At 60.3% G+C, this 19,630-nt stretch carries 14 protein-coding genes; 11 read left to right on the forward strand and 3 right to left on the reverse strand.

Annotated elements, in window-relative coordinates; all coding sequences use genetic code 11:
- The first annotated feature begins 1 nt into the window (after position 1).
- Positions 2-4,669: a hypothetical protein gene (locus EVC45_RS14430; protein ID WP_129958652.1), complete on the forward strand. Its 4,668-nt coding sequence runs from the start codon at positions 2-4 to the stop codon at positions 4,667-4,669.
- 102 nt (positions 4,670-4,771) lie between these two features.
- On the opposite strand, the gene EVC45_RS14435 is transcribed toward EVC45_RS14430, so the two are convergent.
- Both EVC45_RS14435 and EVC45_RS14440 read right to left on the reverse strand, forming a co-directional pair.
- Positions 4,772-6,052, reverse strand: a complete 1,281-nt coding sequence (locus EVC45_RS14435) for an MFS transporter (protein WP_129958653.1) — start codon at positions 6,050-6,052, stop codon at positions 4,772-4,774.
- Between the two features lie 466 nt (positions 6,053-6,518).
- Positions 6,519-7,598 (reverse strand): LacI family DNA-binding transcriptional regulator, encoded by a 1,080-nt coding sequence (locus tag EVC45_RS14440; protein ID WP_129958654.1) that lies wholly within the window; start codon positions 7,596-7,598, stop codon positions 6,519-6,521.
- 362 nt (positions 7,599-7,960) lie between these two features.
- On the opposite strand from EVC45_RS14440, the gene EVC45_RS14445 reads away from it, so the two are divergent.
- From EVC45_RS14445 to EVC45_RS14490, 10 genes are all read left to right on the forward strand, one after another.
- Complete coding sequence (locus tag EVC45_RS14445; RefSeq protein ID WP_129958655.1) at positions 7,961-9,568, forward strand: acyl CoA:acetate/3-ketoacid CoA transferase; 1,608 nt, start codon at positions 7,961-7,963, stop codon at positions 9,566-9,568.
- Positions 9,565-10,383: a shikimate dehydrogenase gene (locus tag EVC45_RS14450; RefSeq protein WP_129958656.1), complete on the forward strand. Its 819-nt coding sequence runs from the start codon at positions 9,565-9,567 to the stop codon at positions 10,381-10,383. Before EVC45_RS14445 ends, EVC45_RS14450 begins: the two co-directional genes overlap by 4 nt.
- 22 nt (positions 10,384-10,405) lie before the next feature.
- Positions 10,406-11,086, forward strand: a complete 681-nt coding sequence (locus EVC45_RS14455; protein ID WP_129958657.1) for a DUF4286 family protein — start codon at positions 10,406-10,408, stop codon at positions 11,084-11,086.
- Between the two features lie 34 nt (positions 11,087-11,120).
- Positions 11,121-11,972, forward strand: a complete 852-nt coding sequence (locus EVC45_RS14460; protein WP_129958658.1) for a fumarylacetoacetate hydrolase family protein — start codon at positions 11,121-11,123, stop codon at positions 11,970-11,972.
- Positions 11,969-12,463 carry a MaoC/PaaZ C-terminal domain-containing protein gene (locus EVC45_RS14465; protein ID WP_248295133.1) on the forward strand — a complete coding sequence of 165 codons (495 nt, stop codon included), beginning with the start codon at positions 11,969-11,971 and terminating at the stop codon, positions 12,461-12,463. The genes EVC45_RS14460 and EVC45_RS14465 overlap by 4 nt, the downstream gene beginning before the upstream one ends.
- A gap of 2 nt (positions 12,464-12,465) precedes the next feature.
- Positions 12,466-13,782: a 3-oxo-tetronate kinase gene (gene otnK, locus EVC45_RS14470; protein WP_129958659.1), complete on the forward strand. Its 1,317-nt coding sequence runs from the start codon at positions 12,466-12,468 to the stop codon at positions 13,780-13,782.
- Complete coding sequence (locus tag EVC45_RS14475) at positions 13,779-14,417, forward strand: aldolase (RefSeq protein WP_129958660.1); 639 nt, start codon at positions 13,779-13,781, stop codon at positions 14,415-14,417. The genes otnK and EVC45_RS14475 overlap by 4 nt, the downstream gene beginning before the upstream one ends.
- A 122-nt stretch (positions 14,418-14,539) precedes the next feature.
- Positions 14,540-15,334, forward strand: a complete 795-nt coding sequence (otnI, locus tag EVC45_RS14480) for a 2-oxo-tetronate isomerase (protein ID WP_129958751.1) — start codon at positions 14,540-14,542, stop codon at positions 15,332-15,334.
- A gap of 39 nt (positions 15,335-15,373) precedes the next feature.
- The gene (gene denD, locus EVC45_RS14485; RefSeq protein WP_129958661.1) at positions 15,374-16,351 is read left to right on the forward strand and encodes a D-erythronate dehydrogenase; all 978 of its coding nucleotides are present in this window, start codon (positions 15,374-15,376) and stop codon (positions 16,349-16,351) included.
- Positions 16,352-16,386: 35 nt separating this feature from the next.
- Complete coding sequence (locus EVC45_RS14490) at positions 16,387-17,184, forward strand: 3-ketoacyl-ACP reductase (protein ID WP_129958662.1); 798 nt, start codon at positions 16,387-16,389, stop codon at positions 17,182-17,184.
- A gap of 88 nt (positions 17,185-17,272) precedes the next feature.
- Here the strand turns inward: EVC45_RS14490 and metE are convergent, their stop codons facing one another.
- On the reverse strand, positions 17,273-19,594 hold the full coding sequence (gene metE / locus EVC45_RS14495; RefSeq protein ID WP_129958663.1) for a 5-methyltetrahydropteroyltriglutamate--homocysteine S-methyltransferase: 2,322 nt from the start codon (positions 19,592-19,594) through the stop codon (positions 17,273-17,275).
- Positions 19,595-19,630: the final 36 nt, after the last annotated feature.

Below are 19,630 nucleotides of genomic sequence, written 5' to 3' on the forward strand. Positions count from 1 at the left end.
CATGGCCACGGTCATCGAGTTCAGCAGCAGTCCGTATCCGGGCTTGCGTCCATTCCGCTACGACGAGTCTGATGTCTTCTTCGGGCGCGAAAAGCAGATCGACCTTCTGATCTCACGCCTTGCGGTCAATCGCTTTCTTGCGGTGATCGGTTCGTCGGGATGTGGCAAGTCGTCCCTCGTGAGAGCGGGATTGCTTCCTGCGCTCAACGCCGGATTCATGGCGCAAGTCGGATCGAAATGGCGAATTGTCGAACTGCGTCCCGGCGAGCGGCCGCTCAGGCAACTGACGCGCGCGGTATCGGCGGCCAACCTGTTCGGATCCGTGCGCGACGCGGAGGAATCCGCGGCATTTATTGAGGCCTGCTTGCGGCGAGGTCCGCTCGGCCTCGTCGAGGTCGTTCAGAGTGCCGATGCGATGCGTGATCAGGCGCTCCTCGTGCTAGTCGATCAGTTTGAGGAGACGTTTCGCTACAGCGAGTCGCGACCTTCCGATGAAGCCGAAGCGTTTGTCGCGCTCCTGCTCGCGAGTGCTGCACAGCGCGAGTGGCCGATCTATGTGGTGGTCACCATGCGGTCGGATTATCTCGGCGAATGTGCCGCGTTTCGGGGGCTGGCCGAAGCCGTCAGCGACAGCCAATATCTCACTCCGCGGCTCACCCGCGACGAACTGGAACTCGCCATCGACGGACCCGCTCGCGTATTCGGCGGACAGATCGATCCGAAGCTCCTGAACCGGCTGCTCAACGACTTCGGCACGGATGCCGACCAGTTGCCGCTACTTCAGCATGCGCTAGCCTGCATGTGGGACCGGAAGGCGCGCTCCGGTATCGAGGCTCCGCGTCTGACGGTCGATGATTGTGATGCGATTGGTGGTGTGCGCATGGCACTCTCCAATCACGCGGACGAAATCCTTGCGGAGTTGACGCCTGAGCAGCAGCGCATCACGCAAGTCATGTTCCGGAGGCTTTCCGGCTCTGCGAGCGGACCCCGCGACGTGCGCGCGCCTGCGCGCGTGCACGAGATCGCGCAGATCGCCGACACCAGCACGGATGAGGTTATCGCGGTTGCGCAAGCATTTGCCCGTACCGACCGGTGTTTGCTGATTGCACCCGAAGGGGCGATCACTGCGGACAGCATGCTCGATATCTGTCATGAAAGTCTGATCCGCCAATGGCTGAACCTGCGCGACTGGTCGGAAAAGGAAGCGCAATCTGCCGAGACGTATCGGCTGCTTGAACAGACCGGTCGACGGTGGCGCAGAGGAGAGGCCGCGCTCTGGAGCACGCCGGATCTCGAAATCGCGCTCGCGTGGGAAGCACGGGAAAGGCCTACGGCGACGTGGGCGCGCCGTTACGGGGGCGACTTTGATGAGGCAATGGCATTCCTGCGGGCAAGCGAGGCGAAGCAGCGGGCCGACATGGCGGCGAAAGAATCGGCACAGCGTGCGCAAATGCGCCGCTATCGGCGCTATCGGTGGATGGTGTACGGGCTCGTAACGTTGATTGTCGCAGCATCGGGGGGCATGGCGGTCTACCTGCACCATTTGTACGACACGGCATGGGAGTACACGGCCTACTACAACACGATCGTCTCGCATTGGGGCATACCCGTGGGCTACGGGCGCCTGACTGATGCGCAGGTGCGACAACGCCCGTGGTCACTCAAAGTTGTCACACGTGGACGTTCCGGCAGGGTCCTGCGTATTGAGGCGGTCAACAGCTTCGGCGACTGCGAGCCGGACAATGGCATCGCGCAACCTCTTGATCAAGAATCCAAAGATAATTTCCTGACCAATCAGAAGAGCCTACAGGAGTGCGAGTGGGTCTATGTGGTCGATGCCGATGGCAAGAACCTGATATATGAAAAGGCCCTGAACCGTGACGGTAAGCTGGTCTGGGGGATGGCAATCCCACCGCAGATCGACAGGACACGTCAACAGGCCTATTACGTCGGACCGGATGGCTCGCTCAAAGTGCAGAAGAATACCAGGTTGCATAGCGTCGAGTTTGACTACATCGCCGACAGGAGCAACAAGGAACGCGACGGGATCGAAAGGAGCGAGCGGTATTTCACCTACGCGGGAGGTCTAAGACGTCCGGAACCCGGACCAGACAATGTCTATGGGGTCATCAAGGAGCACGACGCGAACGGCCTTAAGCTCAGCATGACCATGCTCGGAAACGGAGCGGCAATCGTGAATGACGCCGACGGCGTCGCCATTGAAACGTACCAGCACGACGCGCTCGGTAACCCTGTGCAGATCGCATTCTTCGATCAGTCTGGCCGGCCTGTTCTCTCGAAGGACGGCTACCATCTGATGCGGATGACGTATGACGCAAACGGCAATGAGATCTCAAGACGTTACTTCGGTGTTGATGGAAGGCCGGTAAGGTGCAAGGGTGAAAACTACCACGAAGAAAGGAAACGATACGCACAGGGTGAGGCGGTGGAAATCTCCTACTTCGACGTGGACGGGAGCCCGGTCTACAATGCCGCTTTTCTGGTGCACGCGATGACCATGTCGTTCGACCGGAACCGGGTCGTGGAGATGCGGTTTTTCGATGTTCACGGCAAACCAGCTTCTGGCACCGGAGGGCAGCAGGGCGCGAGGATCAGCTACGACAAGAATGGCAACATTGCGTCACTCGCGTACATCAATGCCGATGGATCCCCGGCTTACGACATGGTTGGCGTACATCGGAGGACGTGGGAATACAACGAGAGTGGCAAGCCGGTCCGCGAAATGACATTTGATAATCAGGACACGCCAGCGCGCACGAAAGGTTCGACATTTGGTGAGGTCCCACTGAATTCTGATGCGTATGGACTGGCCTATGATTACGACAACCGCGGAGAAATGACATCCGTGGTGTTCCTTGACCGGAAAGGTGCGGCGCTGGTGGGTGAGCACCGCTACACCAAAATCCGCGAGACTTACGATGATCGCGATAATCTGACTGAAGTTGCCTATTTCGACATGCTCGATCGACCGGTTTTACTGAATCAGACCGGCTATGCGAAGATCGTGACGACCTATGACGATCGCCGCAATCCGATCAAAAAAGAATTGTTCGACGAGCATGGTGAGCGGACCATCGGTAATGATGGATATGCCACGGTCGAGCACACGTATGACGATCGCAACCGCATCACCGAATTGCGCTTCTTTGGCCCGGACAGCAAGCCAATATTGGTCGGCGGACGCTATGCAATCCAGCAAAGGCATTACGATGCCCGGGACAACCTTGTCGAACAAGACCTCTTCGGCCCGAATCATCAACCGGTCGCTTCGGGGCAGGCGAGCTTCCGGCGCAAATACGACGACCGCGACAGGATCATCGAGGAAGCCTACTTCGACGCGAACGGCAAGCCATTTGCCGATAACGGGATTGTGCTAGCACGCGCCGCCTTCGATGCGAGCGGATTCAATGTTACGCGAGACTACTTTGATGCAAACGGGCATCGCACCGCGGACAGTAGCGGATGCTGGGGCCATAGGCAAACGCTGGATGCCCGCCAAAATATTCTTGAGGAAATCTGTTTGGGCCAAGACATGAAGCCGACTCTGTCGGCTCAGGGTTTCGGCATCAAAACCAGAAAATACGACGTGCACGGGAATATAGTGGAAGACGCAGCCAGAGACCCACAAGGGCACCTGGTGGTTATGCCCAAGGCCTATGCCGTCGCGCGCCAGTCTTTCGACCCGTTCGACAACCTCATCGGGCAGGACTTCTTCGACGCCAATGGAAAGCTGATTCAGCAGTCCTTCGGCTATGCCATGATGCGTAAGAAGTATGACGGCGCGAATCTGACGGAAGAAGCGTATTACGGTGCGGATGGGAAGCTGACGCTCCTGGCAGACGGCTATGCAATGATCCGCTACGCGTACGACGAGCGCGACAACGAAGTAGAGCGGGCATACTTCGGGATAGACGCCAAGCCGTTGCTCCAGCCTACCGGCTTTGCTTCCCTACACAACAAATACGATCGCAGCAACAATCTGATTGAAGCCGCGTTCTATGATGCGAATGGCAATTTACTTGTGCAGTCCGATGGCTATGCCATCGTGCGTAATAAATTCGACAATCGCAACAACAAGATCGAATCGGTCTATGACGGCCCCGACGGGAAACCTGCCTTGACTACCCGGGGCTACGCGGCTAGGCGCATGCAATATGATAAGCAGGACCAACTGACGGCCGTGACCTTTTTCGATCCAGCCGGTAAGCCGGTGTGTCTCGATGCGACCTATGCCCGGTACTGCGAAATCGTATTTGCATACGATAAGCTCGGGCGAATGGATTCGACCCAGTACATGGACCTCGACGGACATGCGCAGATCACGGGCGTCTTCAGCTTCGATGACAAGGGGAATACCACAGGTGTCCATTATCTGGGCAGGAATGGTGAAGTGGTCGAGTATCGGGAGACCGTGATGAAGGTCAGGCCCGGTACGGAAAGTGAGAAACTGCTTCGGCAGGGGGATGTTGTAATGACCTATGCGGGCATTCGGATCGATACCCCCGACACGCTGCCGCGTCTGACTCGAGAGGCACTGGGGGACTCGCGCGATCTTCAGGTCCTTCGGGACGGCAAGATGATTTCGTTGAAGGTCAAGCCAGGCGAGATTGGATTCACAGACGAGACGACGTTTGTCGCGGCCCATTGAGTGAGCGGCAGACCTGGCGTGGTCGGTAACCACTGCGACATCGGGGTTAAGGGCTGGAGTCACCATAAACGGTGACTCCAGCACTGCACACTCCAAACCCGATCATTGAACCACTTCGTTATCGATGTCGCTCAGATTCATGCCCTTCGTTTCACGCGTGAAATAAAGCAGGATTCCACCAAGTAACGCTGCACCGATCGAGAAAGCGATGATGGCAGTGGACATCGTGAGTGACAGACGATTCATGGTCGACAGTGTAATGAACGGTGCCAGGCCGCCGCCGATCACGCCGAAGTTGTAAAGAAACCCCACACCCGATGCACGGACTCCACTCGGCAGATTTTCTGTGAGAATCGTGCCCCAGATGCCGGATGCGCCAACCAGAAAGAATCCGCTCAGAAACGCGAATATCAGCGCCGCAGGCGTGTTGCCGGTCGTAAGGACGAGCGCGGCGACACTCAATGCTCCGATGCCGATCATCGCGGAGATGGCCCCGCGTCGGCCGAGCTGTTCGGCAATGAACCCGCTGGCAATAAAACCGAAAATCTGGCCGACAGCCGACGCCATTGCCACGCCGCTCACGAACGATGCCGGAAGATTCAGGTTGCGCAGGTACGTCGGCAGCAGGGCCTGAAACGGCCAGTTACCGAAGCACAGTACAAACATCAGCACGGCAAGATAAGCGACTCGTCCGGGGTACTGGGTGAAAAGCTGAACAATAGGATTTTTCTGTGGTCCCTGGGCGGCTTTAGCTCGCGCTCGCTTCCACGCCTCCGATTCGGGCACGAAGAAAATAATGAAAAGACCGAGGACGAGTGCGGGCGGCAAGCCGACGAAGAACATGCCGCGCCATCCGAACGTCGGGTAGACAAACTGATAGGCGAGTGCCGCGCCGATGGTGCCAAGGCCCCAGCCGGTGTCGAGAATGCCAATGCCGATTGCCCGATACCGCTCCGGCCAGGACTCCGCGACCATGGCCGCGCCCAGAGAAAAGCCCGGCGCCATGCCGAAGCCGAGCAACAGGCGAAACACGACGAGCGAAGCGAAACTCCACGACAGACCGGTGGCTACCGCACCGGCGGTGAACCAGGCCAGCGTGATGAGCAGAGGGATCTTCCGGCCGATCCTGTCGCTCAGGCCGCCGAACGCGAGCCCACCTATCCAGCGCACGCCATAGGTCGCGAGCAGTAGGAGGGAGGCCGTTGAAAGTTCGACGTTGAAGGTGTTCGCGATGTCTTTCAGGACGAACGTGATGGCCAGGAAGTCGAGCGCGTCGTTGACCCAAACTCCCCACGCGGCGATGAGTACACGCCACTGCGCACCGGTGATCTCGCGATACCAACGCTTCGTGGTCTGTCGATTCAGAGTGATGTCGGGTGGCATTGTCTCTCCATGTACAGGTGTTATGTTGAGTGCAATGTAACCGGTCTCAAATGGCGAATCAACAAATTCTTTGTGGAATGCGCTATGAGTAGGGAATACACCTAACAGACTGAATTAACAGCATAAAAATGCATGAATTTAGCTCGCCCGTTCTTGATGGTCTAGTGTGATACCGATTGCATGGAATTGCTTTGAACTTGATCTGCGGCGACCGAAGGCGCGTGTCAATGGCCCGGGAGGAGGTGGTTTGCGCGAATGTGTGGGAGGCGCTCGCCAGGACATCCGTACTGGTGAGGTCTTGGTTCGGGCGCTGAGTCGAAGTTGTGCGTCCGCGATGCCCCGTCGACATGGGGGCGCAGAAAAGACATCGGCCGCACGGCGGAGTCGTCAGGCTGCCGCGCGAGGGTTTGTCAAAGGAGGTATGGCCCGCGAAGTCCGCTGGTGACTGGCGGGCAGGCCGCGAGCGTCAACCGGCCTGATGCCCGGGCGGCGGGGCCGAAGATGCGCGAACGATGATCGCCGCATCGCATTCGACGCTCGCGGGCCAGCGTTCTCCCGAGAGTTCCGCGAGGATCATTTTGGCGGCTGTGCGTCCGATCTCCGCGCTGGGGACGCTGACTGTCGTGATGGGAATCGGGAGCTCGGACATGATTTCGAAGTCATCGAATCCGGCAAGCGTCAATTCGTTCGGGATGTCGTATCCGCACCTGGTTGCTTCCAGCATCGCGCCGATCGCAAACGTTCCGTTGCCGCAGATGATCGCCGTGGGCGGTTGAGGGGTATTCATGACTTGCGAAAACAGCTTGCGGCCGACTCCCACGCCCCAGAATCCTTCGGCCATGTGCGCGGCGGATATGCCGAGTCCGTGCTCGGCAAGTGCATCCCGGACGCCTTCACGGCGGGCCCACGCGCGATCGTTGGAGTCCGCGGTTTGCGACAGCATCGCGAAACGGCGATGTCCAAGGTTCAGCAGGTAAGTTGTGAATTCGAAGAAGGCCTTGTGATTGTCGATGCCGACGCACAGATGCTCGCTTTCCTTTCGATACGTAAACGTATTGACGAAAGGCACGCCCCGCTGGGCGAGCGTCGGGTAAAGGTCGGGGTGGTGCGACTCGCCGACGAGCACGACGGCATCCACGCCGCGTTCGAGCATGTTGCGGATCTGGTTGTACTCGCGCTGGGTGTCGTATTGCGAGCAGCCGAGCAGCAGCGTGTAGCCGGCGGACTCGAGCGCTTCCTGCAATTCCTGGATCGCGGTGGCGAAGTGCTCGTTGGAAACGGTAGGAAAGACCGCGCCGATGGTGCCCGTTCGCTGGGTAGCGAGCGCTCGGGCGGCGGCATGCGGGACCCAGCCCAGGTGGTTGATCGCCGCCGTGATGCGCTCTCTCAACTCGCTGGAGACGGCCTCGGGACGATTCATCATGCGCGAGACCGTCGCGGACGACACGCCGGCAAACCTGGCGACGTCGCGCAGCGTGACGCTTCCTGTCGATCGAGGTTTCTTTGATTCCGTAGCGTCTACAGTCGTCGATTTTGCTTTGTTCATGCAAGGCTCGGGCGATTCGCGGTCGGCGCAATTATAGCGATCCTCGGTCGAAGTCGGACGGGCGGCGGTGACCGTGGAGCGCCGTTCCGATCAAGATCGGGTGGATCTGCGCACTTCGGCAAAAGTCGATATGAACGTCGATCTCCTCTTGAGTATCAAGTTTAGAAGATACCGGTTACAAATCAAATTTTTTAGAGGAATCGCCGGCGATCGAGTGACAAGTGCCCGTCTCATCAGCTGCATAGTGGTTATCCCTGACCTCTTGGAAAAATGGAAATCTCACCTTGAAGTCACTAATGAGACCGGTTACATTGCGATTGTCTGGCCGCGCATCGGCCACAATCAACGAGCCATTCAACGCCATGCAACGAATCTCTTCCGACGAAGCCGCAGCTCTGCTGCGCACAGGCGACTCAGTTCTCATCAGCGGATCGGGCGGCGGTCACGCTGTTCCCGACGCCTTGCTGGCCGCGGTCGAGCGGCGCTACCTGAGCGAACAGCAGCCGCGCAATCTGACCTCGATCAGCGTGGTGGGTATCGGCGACCGCGTGTCGCTGGGCGCGTGCCACCTCGCGCATGACGGATTGCTCAAGCGGGCCATCACCGGTGCATTGATCGATTCGCCGGGACTTCTGAAGATGGCCGCGGAAGATCGAATCGAGGCTTACACGCTTCCGCAGGGCGTGCTGTCGCAACTGATGCGGGAAATGGCGGGTGGTCGGCCCGGGTTGATCACGAAAACGGGCTTGCATACGTTCGTCGATCCGCGCCATCAAGGCGCGCGGCAAAGTCCGAGGACAGAGGAGCAACTGGTCGAGCTGATCAATCTCGACGGCGAAGAATGGCTGCGCTTCAAGCCGTTCCCGATCAGCGTGGCCTTCCTGCGCGGTACCACGGCCGATGAGGACGGTAATGTCACGATGGAACAGGAAGCCGTGCTCGGCGAAATGATCGCGATGGCACAGGCCACGCGTCGCGCGGGCGGCGTCGTCATCGTGCAGGTGAAACGCATGGCGTGCCGCGGCACGTTGCCGCCGAAGCAGGTCAAGATTCCCGGCATCCTCGTCGACTTCGTCGTCGTTGAGCCGGAACAGCGGCAAACCTACGCCACCGACTACGATCCGAGCTACTCCGGCGAACTGCGCGTGCCGCTCACCGAAATCAAGCCGCTGCCGTTCGGCGCCCGTAAGGTGATCGTGCGGCGCGCCGCGATGGAACTGTATCCGGCGGCGGTGTGCAATCTCGGTGCAGGTGTCTCCACGGGGCTGTCGACCGTCGCGGCGGAAGAGGGGTTGCTGGATTCGGTCGTCTTGACCAATGAGCAGGGGCTGATCGGCGGCGCGCCAATCACCGGCCGCGATTCGGGCGGCGCACAGAATTTCGCTGCGATGATCGAGCAGCCAGCGCAGTTCGACTTCTACGACGGCGGTGGTCTCGACCTTGCGTTCCTGTCTTTCGCGGAAGTCGATGCGAAGGGCAACGTCAACGTTAGCCGGTTTGGCGACAAGATCGTCGGCGTGGGCGGTTTCATCAATATCAGCCAAAACGCGAAGCGCGTGATCTTCAGCGGTACGTTGACGGCCGGCGGCCTCGACGTTCAGTGGGACGGTGGTCGCACGACAATCGTTCAGGAAGGAAAGCACCGCAAATTCGTCAATTCGCTGGAGCAGATCTGCTACAACGCGGCGCTCGCGCATGGGAAAGGCAATACGGCACTGTTCGTCACCGAACGCGCGGTTTTCAGCGTTGGGGCCGACGGACTGCAGCTGATCGAGGTCGCGCCCGGCATCGACATCGAACGCGACATCTTCGCGCAGATGGACTTCCGCACACCTGTCGCCGCGAATCTTCGCGAGATGGACGCACGTCTCTTTTCGGCGGATCTGATGGGCATCGCCGCTGAGACTTCGCGCCGCGAACGTCGTTACCGTTCGGAGCGGGTTGCGCAATGGTATCGGAGCCATGAATGAGTCCCGCACCTTCGATCACGGGGAAGACACGTCTGTATGCAATCGTCGGCGATCCGGTCGTCCAGGTGCGCTCGCCGCAGGTGTACTGCGCGGAATTCGCCAAAGCGGGCGTTGATGCGGTGTTGGTACCGATGCATATCGCGGCTGCCGAGATTCATGATGTATTGCCCGCCTTACTCAAGCTGAAGAATCTCGATGGCGTGCTCGTGACGTCTCCGTTCAAGGCCGATGCAATGTCGATCGCGGCCGAGGTACATCCACGCGCACGACGCGTCGGCGCCGTGAATGCATTGCGAAGAGGCGCCAATGGACTTTGGTTCGGCGATATGTTCGACGGCGAAGGTTTCGTTCGAGGCATTCTCGCCCATGGTCATAAGGTTAGTGGACGGCGCGCGCTCGTTCTCGGCTGCGGCGGCGCGGGTAGCGCGATCGCCGGCGCATTGATCGATGCCGGCGTGTCCAGTATCACGGTGTTCGATCCCGACGAAGCACGCGCGCAAAACGTCTCGGACGCGCTATCGAAAAGTTCCGGCGCATGCCGCGTCACAGCCGGAAGCGCCGATGCCGCAGGTAAAGACCTGATCGTCAACGCTTCGGTAGTTGGCATGCGCGAGTCGGACGGCATGCCCGCTGACTTTAGCACCCTGACTGCCGATGTTCTCGTGGGCGACGTGGTGCTTCGGCCGGAAGACCGACCGACGGCGCTGATTGCTCACGCAAAGCGATGCGGATGTCCCGTGGTGACCGGGGTCGACATGCACGAGGGGCAGGTCGATGCGATCCTCGAGTTTTTCGGCATTTACCGCTCGGCTTAACCAATTCTCTGGATATCTGAACATGTCCATTCTCGGCTCAGCAGTTGTTCTGATTTGGAATGACGTCGTTGATAGTGCGCGCACCGAATTTTATGAGTGGCACAACAAGGAGCACATTCCGGAACGCCTCTCGCTCGAAGGCTTTTTGCGCGGCCGTCGGTATCGCGGCGCCGATGCATCGCCGGAATGGTTGACTGTCTATGAAGCTGCCGATCTTGGCGTTCTCACAGGCCCTGCCTACCTGGAGCGGCTGAATAATCCAACGCCTGCAACGCTGGCGACGGTCAAGCATTTCAGAAATACCGCGCGTTCGCTCTGTCGGATCGAGCATTCGGTAGGGGAAAGCAATGGTGCCTACGCGGTGACCATGCAACTCCAGAAAGCCCCTGGTCCGAAGGACGACATCCAGGATTTCGTCTCCACGCAGTTGTTCCCTGAAATTCTGGCGCGGCCGGACGTGGTCGCCGTCCATCTGTTTGCGGCGGATCTCGATGCAAGCAACGTCAAGACCAATGAAGCGCAACACCGCGGCGGCGTGGGTGACGTGCCGGCGCGCGTCGTACTGATCGAATGCACGACCGAAGCGGGCGCCCGGGCGGCGGCGCGGCAGATGAACGATGCCGATTGGCAGCGGCTCGGCGCTTCGCATAGCCCGCCCCAGGTGTACACGCTGGAGATCAGCCGGCTCGGCAAATTGCGTTGATCGTGACTCACTCTCTTCTTTACGGATACACATCATGAAATTAGTACGATTTGGAAACCCCGGCCAGGAAAAACCGGGTTTGCTCGACGCGGACGGCAACATTCGCGACCTGTCCCAACACGTTAGCGACTTCGATCCGGCCTTCTTTGCGAACGACGGTATCGCGAAGCTTCGCCGCCTCGATTTGACAACGCTGCCGGTCGTCCCTGGTAGCCCGCGCTATGGCGCGTGCATCGCGCGGCCGGGCAATTTCATCGCGGTCGGACTGAACTACGTGCAGCACGCGATCGAGACCAATGCGCCTATTCCGAAAGAACCGATTCTGTTCAACAAAGCGCCGTCGTGCATCGTCGGGCCGAACGATCGGGTTCTGTTGCCGCTGAAATCGACGAAAGCGGACTGGGAAGTCGAAATCGCCTTCGTGATCGGCAAGCGCGCGCACAACGTGAGCGAGGAAGAGGCGCTGGATTACGTCGCTGGATATTGCGTTTGCAACGACGTTTCGGAACGGGCTTTCCAGCTCGAGCAGGGCGGGCAATGGGTCAAGGGCAAGATGGCGCCGACGTTCGGTCCGCTCGGTCCGTGGCTCGTCACCGGCGACGAAATTCCCGATGTGCAGAACCTGCCTCTGTGGCTCAAGCTCAACGGTCAAAGAATCCAGAACTCGTCGACTTCAGACATGATTTTCCCGATTCGCAAGCTCGTTTCGTATATCAGCGAATTCGTCATGCTCGAGCCGGGTGACGTCATTACGACTGGCACCCCGCCGGGTGTCGGCCTCGGCATGAAGCCGGAAAAATATCTGAAGCCCGGAGACGTGATGAAACTGAGCGTCGAGGGTCTGGGTGTGCAGGAGCAGACGGTAGGCCGCTGGGGAGACAAATGATGACCGAAGCAAAACGCGCCGGCTACACCTACGAGGATCTCTACGTAGGCATGCAGTTCCGCAGCCCCGGCCGTACCATCACCGATGCCGACCTCGTCGGCTTCGCGGGATTGACCGGCGACTTCTCCGAACTTCACACGAGCGACGTCTATGCAAAGAGCAGCCAGTTTGGGCGGCGCGTCGCGCATGGGATGCTGGGCCTCGCCTATGCGCATGGCCTGATGTGGGCACGCACGGGCGAACTGCGCGAAACGGCGATTGCGTTCCTGGGCATCAATGACTGGAAGTTCGCGGCGCCGCTGTTCGTCGGCGACACGATGTTCGTGAACTATACGATCCGCGAACTGCGCGACAGCAAGTCGAAACCCACGCAGGCGATTGCGCTCTTCGACGTCAAGGTCGTGAATCAGGACAACCAGGTCGTCCAGCAAGGCACCAAAGCGCTGCTCTGCTCGAAAGTACCCCTTGCCGCTGTCGAAAAGTCCGCCTGATCATGAACTCAGATACTGCGCACCGCTCTGCGAATCAACCGTTGCTCGGTTGTATCGCCGATGACTTCACCGGCGCTACCGATCTCGCCAACATGCTTGTCAAGAGCGGGATGCGCACCGTGCAGACGATCGGCATCCCCGCGCCCGGCACGTCAATCGATGCTGACGCGATCGTCGTCGCGCTGAAATCGCGCACTATCCCTGCAGCCGAGGCGGTCGCGCAATCGCTTGCCGCGCTCGCGTGGCTGCGGGAACAGGGGTGTCGTCAGTTCTTTTTCAAGTACTGCTCGACCTTCGATTCGACCGATGCGGGCAACATCGGCCCCGTCGCCGACGCTTTGACCGATGCGCTGGCGGACATGCAAGGCATGGCCAACGGTTTCTCTATCGCTTGCCCGGCATTCCCGGAAACCGGCCGTACGATCTACCGCGGGCATCTGTTCGTCGGCGATGGCCTGCTCAACGAGTCCGGCATGGAGAACCATCCGCTCACGCCGATGAAGGACGCGAACCTCGTGCGCGTGTTGCAGCGGCAGACGGTGTCGAAGGTCGGACTCGTACGCCACGACGTAGTCACAGGCGGCGCGCAATCGGTGCGAGAGGCATTCGCCAGGTTACGTACCGATGGTGTGCGCTTCGCGATCACCGACGCGCTCTCCGACACCGATCTGCACGTGGTGGGCGAGGCCTGCGCGGATCATGTGCTGATTACGGGCGGTTCGGGCATCGCGCTTGGCTTGCCGGCCAACTTCCGTCGTGCCGGTCTGCTGCCCGAGCGCAGCGACGTGGCCCGGTTGCCGGCCATTACAGGACATGCGGCTGCGCTGGCCGGTAGCGCGTCGAAGGCCACGAGTCGCCAGGTGGCCCAGTGGCGTGAGACGCGTCCCTCGTTCCGCGTTGACCCGCTCGCGATAGCGCGCGGCGAGCGCGTGGCCGACGCGGCACTCGCGTTCGTCCGCGAGCATCTGCCCGAGCCCGTGCTGATCTACGCAACCGCATCGCCCGACGAAGTGAAAGCGGTGCAGCAGCAACTCGGCGTGGAGGCGGCAGGCTCGCTCGTCGAGCACACGCTCGCCGACATCGCGCGCGGACTATTCGCGCTTGGCGTGCGCAAGTTCGTGGTTGCGGGCGGCGAGACTTCCGGCGCGGTGGTTCAGGCGCTTGACGTCAAGGCACTGCAGATCGGTTCACAGATCGACCCTGGCGTGCCCGCCACCGCGACCCTCGATGGCTCGATCGGGCTCGCGCTCAAGTCCGGTAACTTCGGCGGAGTCGACTTTTTCGACAAGGCGCTGAAACGGCTGGAGAACCCGGCATGAGCACCGAAGCGACGCTGCGGGAAACCATCTGCACGGTCGGCGCGAGTCTCTTCGCGCGCGGCCACGCGGTCGGGACGGCCGGCAACATCAGCGCGAAGCTCGACGATGGCTGGCTCATCACGCCAACGGATGCCTGTCTTGGCCGGCTGGATCCAGCCCGGATCGCGAAGGTCGATCTGGAGGGCAACGCAATCTCCGGCGACAAGCCGTCGAAAACGCTCGCGCTGCATCGTGGCATCTATGCGAACAACGCGGAGGCGCGCGCTGTCGTTCATACGCATTCGACGCATCTCGTCGCGCTGACGCTCGCCGGTGTGTGGCGCGACACCGACGTGCTACCGCCGATTACGCCGTACTACGTGATGAAGGTCGGGCACATTCCGCTGATCCGCTATCGCCGTCCAGGCGCCCCCGAGGTGGCAAGCGAAGTGGCCGCGCTCGCTGGCCGCGTGCGTGGAGTCGTGCTCGAACGGCTTGGGCCTGTGGTCTGGGCGCCGGGGGTGGAGCAGGCGTCGGCGGTACTCGAAGAGCTCGAAGAAACTGCACGGCTGTGGCTGATGAGGACCCCGAAACCGGCGCCGCTCGACGAGCCTGCGCTCGATGATCTGCGACGTACCTTTGGCGCTCGCTGGTGACCCTGCGGATTTCAGATAGGTCGCCACAATTTTGCGGTATCGCGACACCAGGGCGAGGCATCGAAAAGATGGCTGAACGCGGTCGGCGCTTACTGCGTTGTTCACTTTCCGGAGATTTCGTTATGCCTCGCTTTGCCGCGAACCTTTCGATGATGTACAACGAATTTCCGTTCCTCGATCGCTTTGCCGCCAGCTCGCAGGATGGCTTCAAGGCGGTCGAGTATCTGTTCCCCTACGACTTCGGGGCTGCCGAGATTCGTACTCGGCTCGACGACAACGGGCTCGTGCAGGCGCTCTTCAATGCGCCGCCCGGCGACTGGGCAGCGGGCGAGCGCGGCATAGCGTCGCTACCTGGACGCGAAGGCGAATTCCGCCGTTCGATCGACATCGCACTCGACTATGCACGCACGATCGGTAACAGGAAGCTGCACGTGATGGCGGGTCTGATCGACGCGAAAGGCGACCGCGCGCGCCACCGTGATGTCTATCTTGGCAATCTTGCCTATGCCGCCGAAGCTGCACGCCGTGATGACATCCTGGTCGTGATCGAGCCGATCAACCAGCGCGATATGCCCGGCTACTTCATTAGCCGCCAGGACGATGCGCAGAGCGTTTGCCGTGAAGTGGGCGCGCCAAACCTGCGTGTGCAGTTCGACTGCTATCACTGCCAGATCGTCGAGGGTGATGTAGCGATGAAGCTCAAGCGTGACATCGCGGGTATCGGCCATATCCAGATTGCTGGTGTGCCGGAACGCCATGAACCCGACATCGGCGAGCTGAATTACCCATATCTGTTCGAGGTCATAGACGCGCTTGGCTATGACGGCTGGGTCGGCTGCGAATACCGGCCCAAAGGCAATACGTCCGCCGGACTTGGCTGGCTGAGATCGTATTGGCAAATCGCGTCGTCGAAATAGGATCGCCTGTCCGAACCCATTGTTTGAAAGGAGCTGTCAATGAAAGTCCTGATTACCGGTGGTGCCGGCTTCCTCGGCCGCCGTCTCGCAACGAAACTGCTGGCGCTTGGCCAACTGCCCGATACGACTGGCAAGCCCGAACCGATTGACGAACTGGTGCTGCTCGACGTGGTCGAGGCGACCGGATTCAACGATCCGCGCGTGATCGCAGTGGTCGGCGACATCGCCGATCGCGCGGTGCTTGAACGTGTGATCGATAAGCAAACCGGTGCGATCTTCCATCTCGCCGCTGTGGTCAGCGGGCAGGCCGAAGCCGACTTTGAACTTGGCATGCGTATCAATCTCGACGCGTCGCGCGCGCTGCTCGAAGTGTGTCGCGCCGCGGGTCATGCACCGCGCGTCGTGTTCACGAGTTCGGTAGCGGTGTACGGCGGCGCGCTGCCTGATGTCGTGCAGGACGACACCGCGCTCAATCCTCAATCGTCGTATGGCGCACAGAAGGCGATTGCCGAACTGCTGCTTTGCGATTACTCCCGTCGTGGGTTCGTCGACGGCCGCGTGCTGCGCTTGCCGACCATCAGCGTACGGCCGGGCAAACCGAACGCGGCGGCTTCTTCGTTCGCGAGCGGCATCATTCGCGAGCCGCTGAACGGTGAGCGTTCGGTGTGCCCCGTCGACGGCGAAACGCGCCTGTGGCTGTTGTCGCCCACGAGTGCAGTCAAGGCGCTGATCGCCGGCTGCGAGATCGATCGCGCGAAGTTCGGCAACCGGCCGGTCATCAATCTGCCTGGCTTGTCCGTGAGCGTGAACGAGATGATCGCGGCGCTGCGCGAAGTGGCTGGAGACGAGGCAGTGGCGCGCATCGACTGGCAACGCGACGAGCGCATTGAAAAGATAGTGGGGAGTTGGCCCGGAAAATGGGATGTCGAGCGTGCGCATGCGCTCGGTCTTGCTGGTGACGAGAACTTCGCCGAAGTCATTCGTGCGTACCAGGCAGATGAAGGCTTGAGCGCGTAGTACCGTACAAAAGTCCTTCAGTCAGGAACGTGCACATGAACAATACCCTCGAAAAGGAGGCTTCATCGACTCCGGTCGCGCTGGTCACGGGTGGCCGACGCGGGCTCGGAGCCGCGATCGCGAAGGCGCTCTGTGCAAGCGGATTCGATATCGCCATCGCGGATCTGGAACACGATAACGACGCTGAAGAAACGCTGAACGCGATACGGGCATCGGGGCGGCGCGCGGCTTTCTTTGAGGCGAACATAGCTGATCTTGGCAGACATGACTCGCTGCTCGACGAGGTGTATGCGTCGTTGGGGAGTGTAGATTGCCTCGTGAACAATGCGGGCGTGAGTGTGGAGAAGCGTGGCGATCTGCTCGACGTTACGCCCGAAAGCTTCGACCGGCTGATGAACATCAACCTGCGTGGCACGTTTTTTCTGACGCAACACCTCGCTCGCCGTTTTGTCGGGAACGCCAATGCCGAAGGACGCCCCCGTTCGATCATCAATATCTCCTCGGCGAATGCAATTTTGGTCGCTCCCAACAGGGCGGAGTACTGCATCTCGAAGTCGGCATTGACCACCGTAACGAAGCTTTTCGCCGTTAGGCTAGGCGAGTTGGGTGTACCGGTGTATGAGGTGCGGCCGGGAATCTTTCAAACCAGAATGACGCAAGTTGCACAGGCCGACTACGACGAGAAGATTCGACAGGGGTTCTCGCCAATCCCGCGTTGGGGCACAGGGGACGAGATAGGCAAGGCCGTCGCGTCATTAGCGTCGGGCTGTTTTCCGTTTAGCACGGGAGATGCTATCCATATCGACGGTGGTCTTCACATTCATCGAGTCTGAATTCGGGTTACAACCTGGTCGACCGAGTATACGCCCCGAACGACTATCAGCTCGGCCAGACCGGGAAGATTGTCGCCCCTGCTTTCTGTCACTCGACCGCGTCACGGATCGATTTGAGGGCTGTTGGCTGGCGCAACGCTTTCGCGGCCGCAACCATGTTGGTCAGCGCCGGAATCACTTCGGCCCACGCACGGGTCTTCAGGCCGCAGTCCGGATTGACCCAAAGGCGCTCAGTCGGAATGCGCTCGGCTGCCTTTTTCATCAGGTTCACGATGTGTTCCTGGCTCGGGATGTTCGGCGAGTGGATGTCATACACGCCCGGGCCGATCTCATTCGGATAGTTGAAGTTGTCGAATGCATCGAGCAGTTCCATGTCGGAGCGCGACGTTTCAATCGTGATCACGTCGGCATCCATATCGGCGATCGACGCGATGATGTCGTTGAACTCCGAATAGCACATGTGCGTATGGATCTGCGTTTCGTCCTGCACGCCGTTCGCCGTGATGCGGAACGATTCCACCGCCCATTGCAGGTAGTCGTTCCATTGCGCACGCCGCAGCGGAAGTCCTTCGCGCAGCGCCGCTTCGTCGATCTGCACGACGCGCACGCCGGCCTCTTCCAGGTCGAGCACTTCATCGCGGATCGCTAGCGCGAGCTGGTGGCACGACACCGAACGCGGCTGGTCATCACGCACGAACGACCAGTTCAGGATCGTCACCGGGCCCGTCAGCATGCCCTTCATCGGCTTGTTCGTCAGGGACTGCGCGTAGCTGATCCACTCGACCGTCATTGCCTTCGGACGGCTGATGTCGCCGAACAGGATAGGCGGCTTCACGCAGCGTGAGCCGTACGACTGCACCCAGCCGAACTGGCTGAACGCGTAGCCGTCGAGCTGCTCGCCGAAATATTCGACCATGTCGTTACGTTCAGCTTCGCCGTGGACGAGCACGTCGAGGCCGAGTGCTTCCTGCTCCTTCACGGCGCGTGTGATTTCCCGCTCCATCGCTGCCTTGTAGCCGGCCTGATCGAGATTGCCGGCCTTGAACCGGCTGCGTGCGTGACGGATTTCGCTCGTCTGCGGGAACGAACCGATAGTCGTAGTCGGGAATGCCGGTAGATTCAGAATTGCGGACTGCTTTTCCGCGCGTTGCGGATAGGCGCTCGCGCGCTTGCCGAGCGACGCATCGATGCGCGCAATGGCCGCCTTGACGGCGGGGTTGTGCACGCGCGGCGAGGTGCGGCGGCTCTCGATGGCCTTCGCGTTGGCGGCGAGCGCGTCGGCGACCGAAGCGCGGCCATTGTTCAGTGCGCCGGCCAGCACGGTCAGTTCATCGAGCTTTTGCTGCGCGAATGCGAGCCACGATCTGATTTCCGCGTCGAGCTTCTGCTCGCTGTTCAGATCGACCGGGGTGTGCAGCAACGAGCACGACGGTGCAATCCACAAACGATCGCCGAGCGTGCGATGCAGCGGCTCGAGCCACTCCAGCGCTGCGCTCAGGTCGGTCTTCCAGATGTTGCGGCCATTGATCGCGCCGACCGAGACGACCGACGTCGCGGGCAATTGTGCGACGGCCTTCACGATTTCATCGCGGGCATTGATCGCGTCGATGTGAAGGCCATCGACGGACAGCTTGCAGGCGAGTTCGAGGTTGTCCTGCAACTGGCCGAAGTAGGTGGCGAGCAGCAGCTTGACGCGGCGCTCCGACAGCGCTTCATACGCGGTACGGAATGCCTGACGCCACGTGGCGTCGAGTTCCGTCACGAGCACTGGTTCGTCGATCTGCACCCAGTCGATACCCTGCGCGGTGAAGTAGTCGAGCAGTGCAGCATAGACAGGCAGCAGACGCGGCAGCAGCGCGAGCTTGTCCGAATCGTCCTTCGCCTTGCCGAGCCACAGATAGGTGACCGGGCCGATGATCACGGGCTTCGCTTTCACGCCTAGCGCGCGTGCCTGTTTGAGCTGTTCGAGCAGACGCGACGGATCGAGGGAGAACTGCGTGTTCGCGTCGAATTCGGGGACGATGTAGTGATAGTTCGTATCGAACCACTTCGTCATCTCGCCGGCGGCCACACCACCGCAGCATGCGCTGTGATCCTCGACACCTTGTGTCGAACGACCGCGCGCGACACGGAAATAGTTGTCGAGTACATCGCCGTGGAAACCACGCACACGTTCGGGCAGGTTGCCGAGCGTGAAACTCATGTCGAGCACCTGGTCGTAAAACGCGAAATCGCCGACCGGCGCGAAATCCAGACCTGCCTGGTCTTTCCAGTGACGCTCGCGAAGCTGTGCGCCGACTGCTTTCAGTTCGTCGCGCGACGACTCGTTCTTCCAGTATTTTTCGAGCGCGAATTTCAGTTCGCGTTTGGCGCCGATGCGCGGAAAGCCCAGGTTGTGCGTAGTGACCATGTTTCGGGTGTCGTCCAGAGAAAGAGTAGCTGGAAG

It is taken from the genome of Paraburkholderia sp. UYCP14C (assembly GCF_004197395.1).
Classification (GTDB): domain Bacteria; phylum Pseudomonadota; class Gammaproteobacteria; order Burkholderiales; family Burkholderiaceae; genus Paraburkholderia.

Bases quoted from the DNA above. Each gene is read 5' to 3' on its own strand.
- EVC45_RS14460 (WP_129958658.1), top strand. From the start codon at position 11,121: ATGAAATTAGTACGATTTGGAAACCCCGGCCAGGAAAAACCGGGTTTG.
- EVC45_RS14440 (WP_129958654.1), bottom strand. From the start codon at position 7,598: ATGAACAAAGCAAAATCGACGACTGTAGACGCTACGGAATCAAAGAAA.
- EVC45_RS14450 (WP_129958656.1), top strand. From the start codon at position 9,565: ATGAGTCCCGCACCTTCGATCACGGGGAAGACACGTCTGTATGCAATC.
- EVC45_RS14445 (WP_129958655.1), top strand. From the start codon at position 7,961: ATGCAACGAATCTCTTCCGACGAAGCCGCAGCTCTGCTGCGCACAGGC.
- EVC45_RS14435 (WP_129958653.1), bottom strand. From the start codon at position 6,052: ATGCCACCCGACATCACTCTGAATCGACAGACCACGAAGCGTTGGTAT.
- denD (WP_129958661.1), top strand. From the start codon at position 15,374: ATGAAAGTCCTGATTACCGGTGGTGCCGGCTTCCTCGGCCGCCGTCTC.
- metE (WP_129958663.1), bottom strand. From the start codon at position 19,594: ATGGTCACTACGCACAACCTGGGCTTTCCGCGCATCGGCGCCAAACGC.
- EVC45_RS14475 (WP_129958660.1), top strand. From the start codon at position 13,779: ATGAGCACCGAAGCGACGCTGCGGGAAACCATCTGCACGGTCGGCGCG.
- otnI (WP_129958751.1), top strand. From the start codon at position 14,540: ATGCCTCGCTTTGCCGCGAACCTTTCGATGATGTACAACGAATTTCCG.
- otnK (WP_129958659.1), top strand. From the start codon at position 12,466: ATGAACTCAGATACTGCGCACCGCTCTGCGAATCAACCGTTGCTCGGT.
- EVC45_RS14490 (WP_129958662.1), top strand. From the start codon at position 16,387: ATGAACAATACCCTCGAAAAGGAGGCTTCATCGACTCCGGTCGCGCTG.
- EVC45_RS14455 (WP_129958657.1), top strand. From the start codon at position 10,406: ATGTCCATTCTCGGCTCAGCAGTTGTTCTGATTTGGAATGACGTCGTT.
- EVC45_RS14465 (WP_248295133.1), top strand. From the start codon at position 11,969: ATGATGACCGAAGCAAAACGCGCCGGCTACACCTACGAGGATCTCTAC.
- EVC45_RS14430 (WP_129958652.1), top strand. From the start codon at position 2: ATGGCCACGGTCATCGAGTTCAGCAGCAGTCCGTATCCGGGCTTGCGT.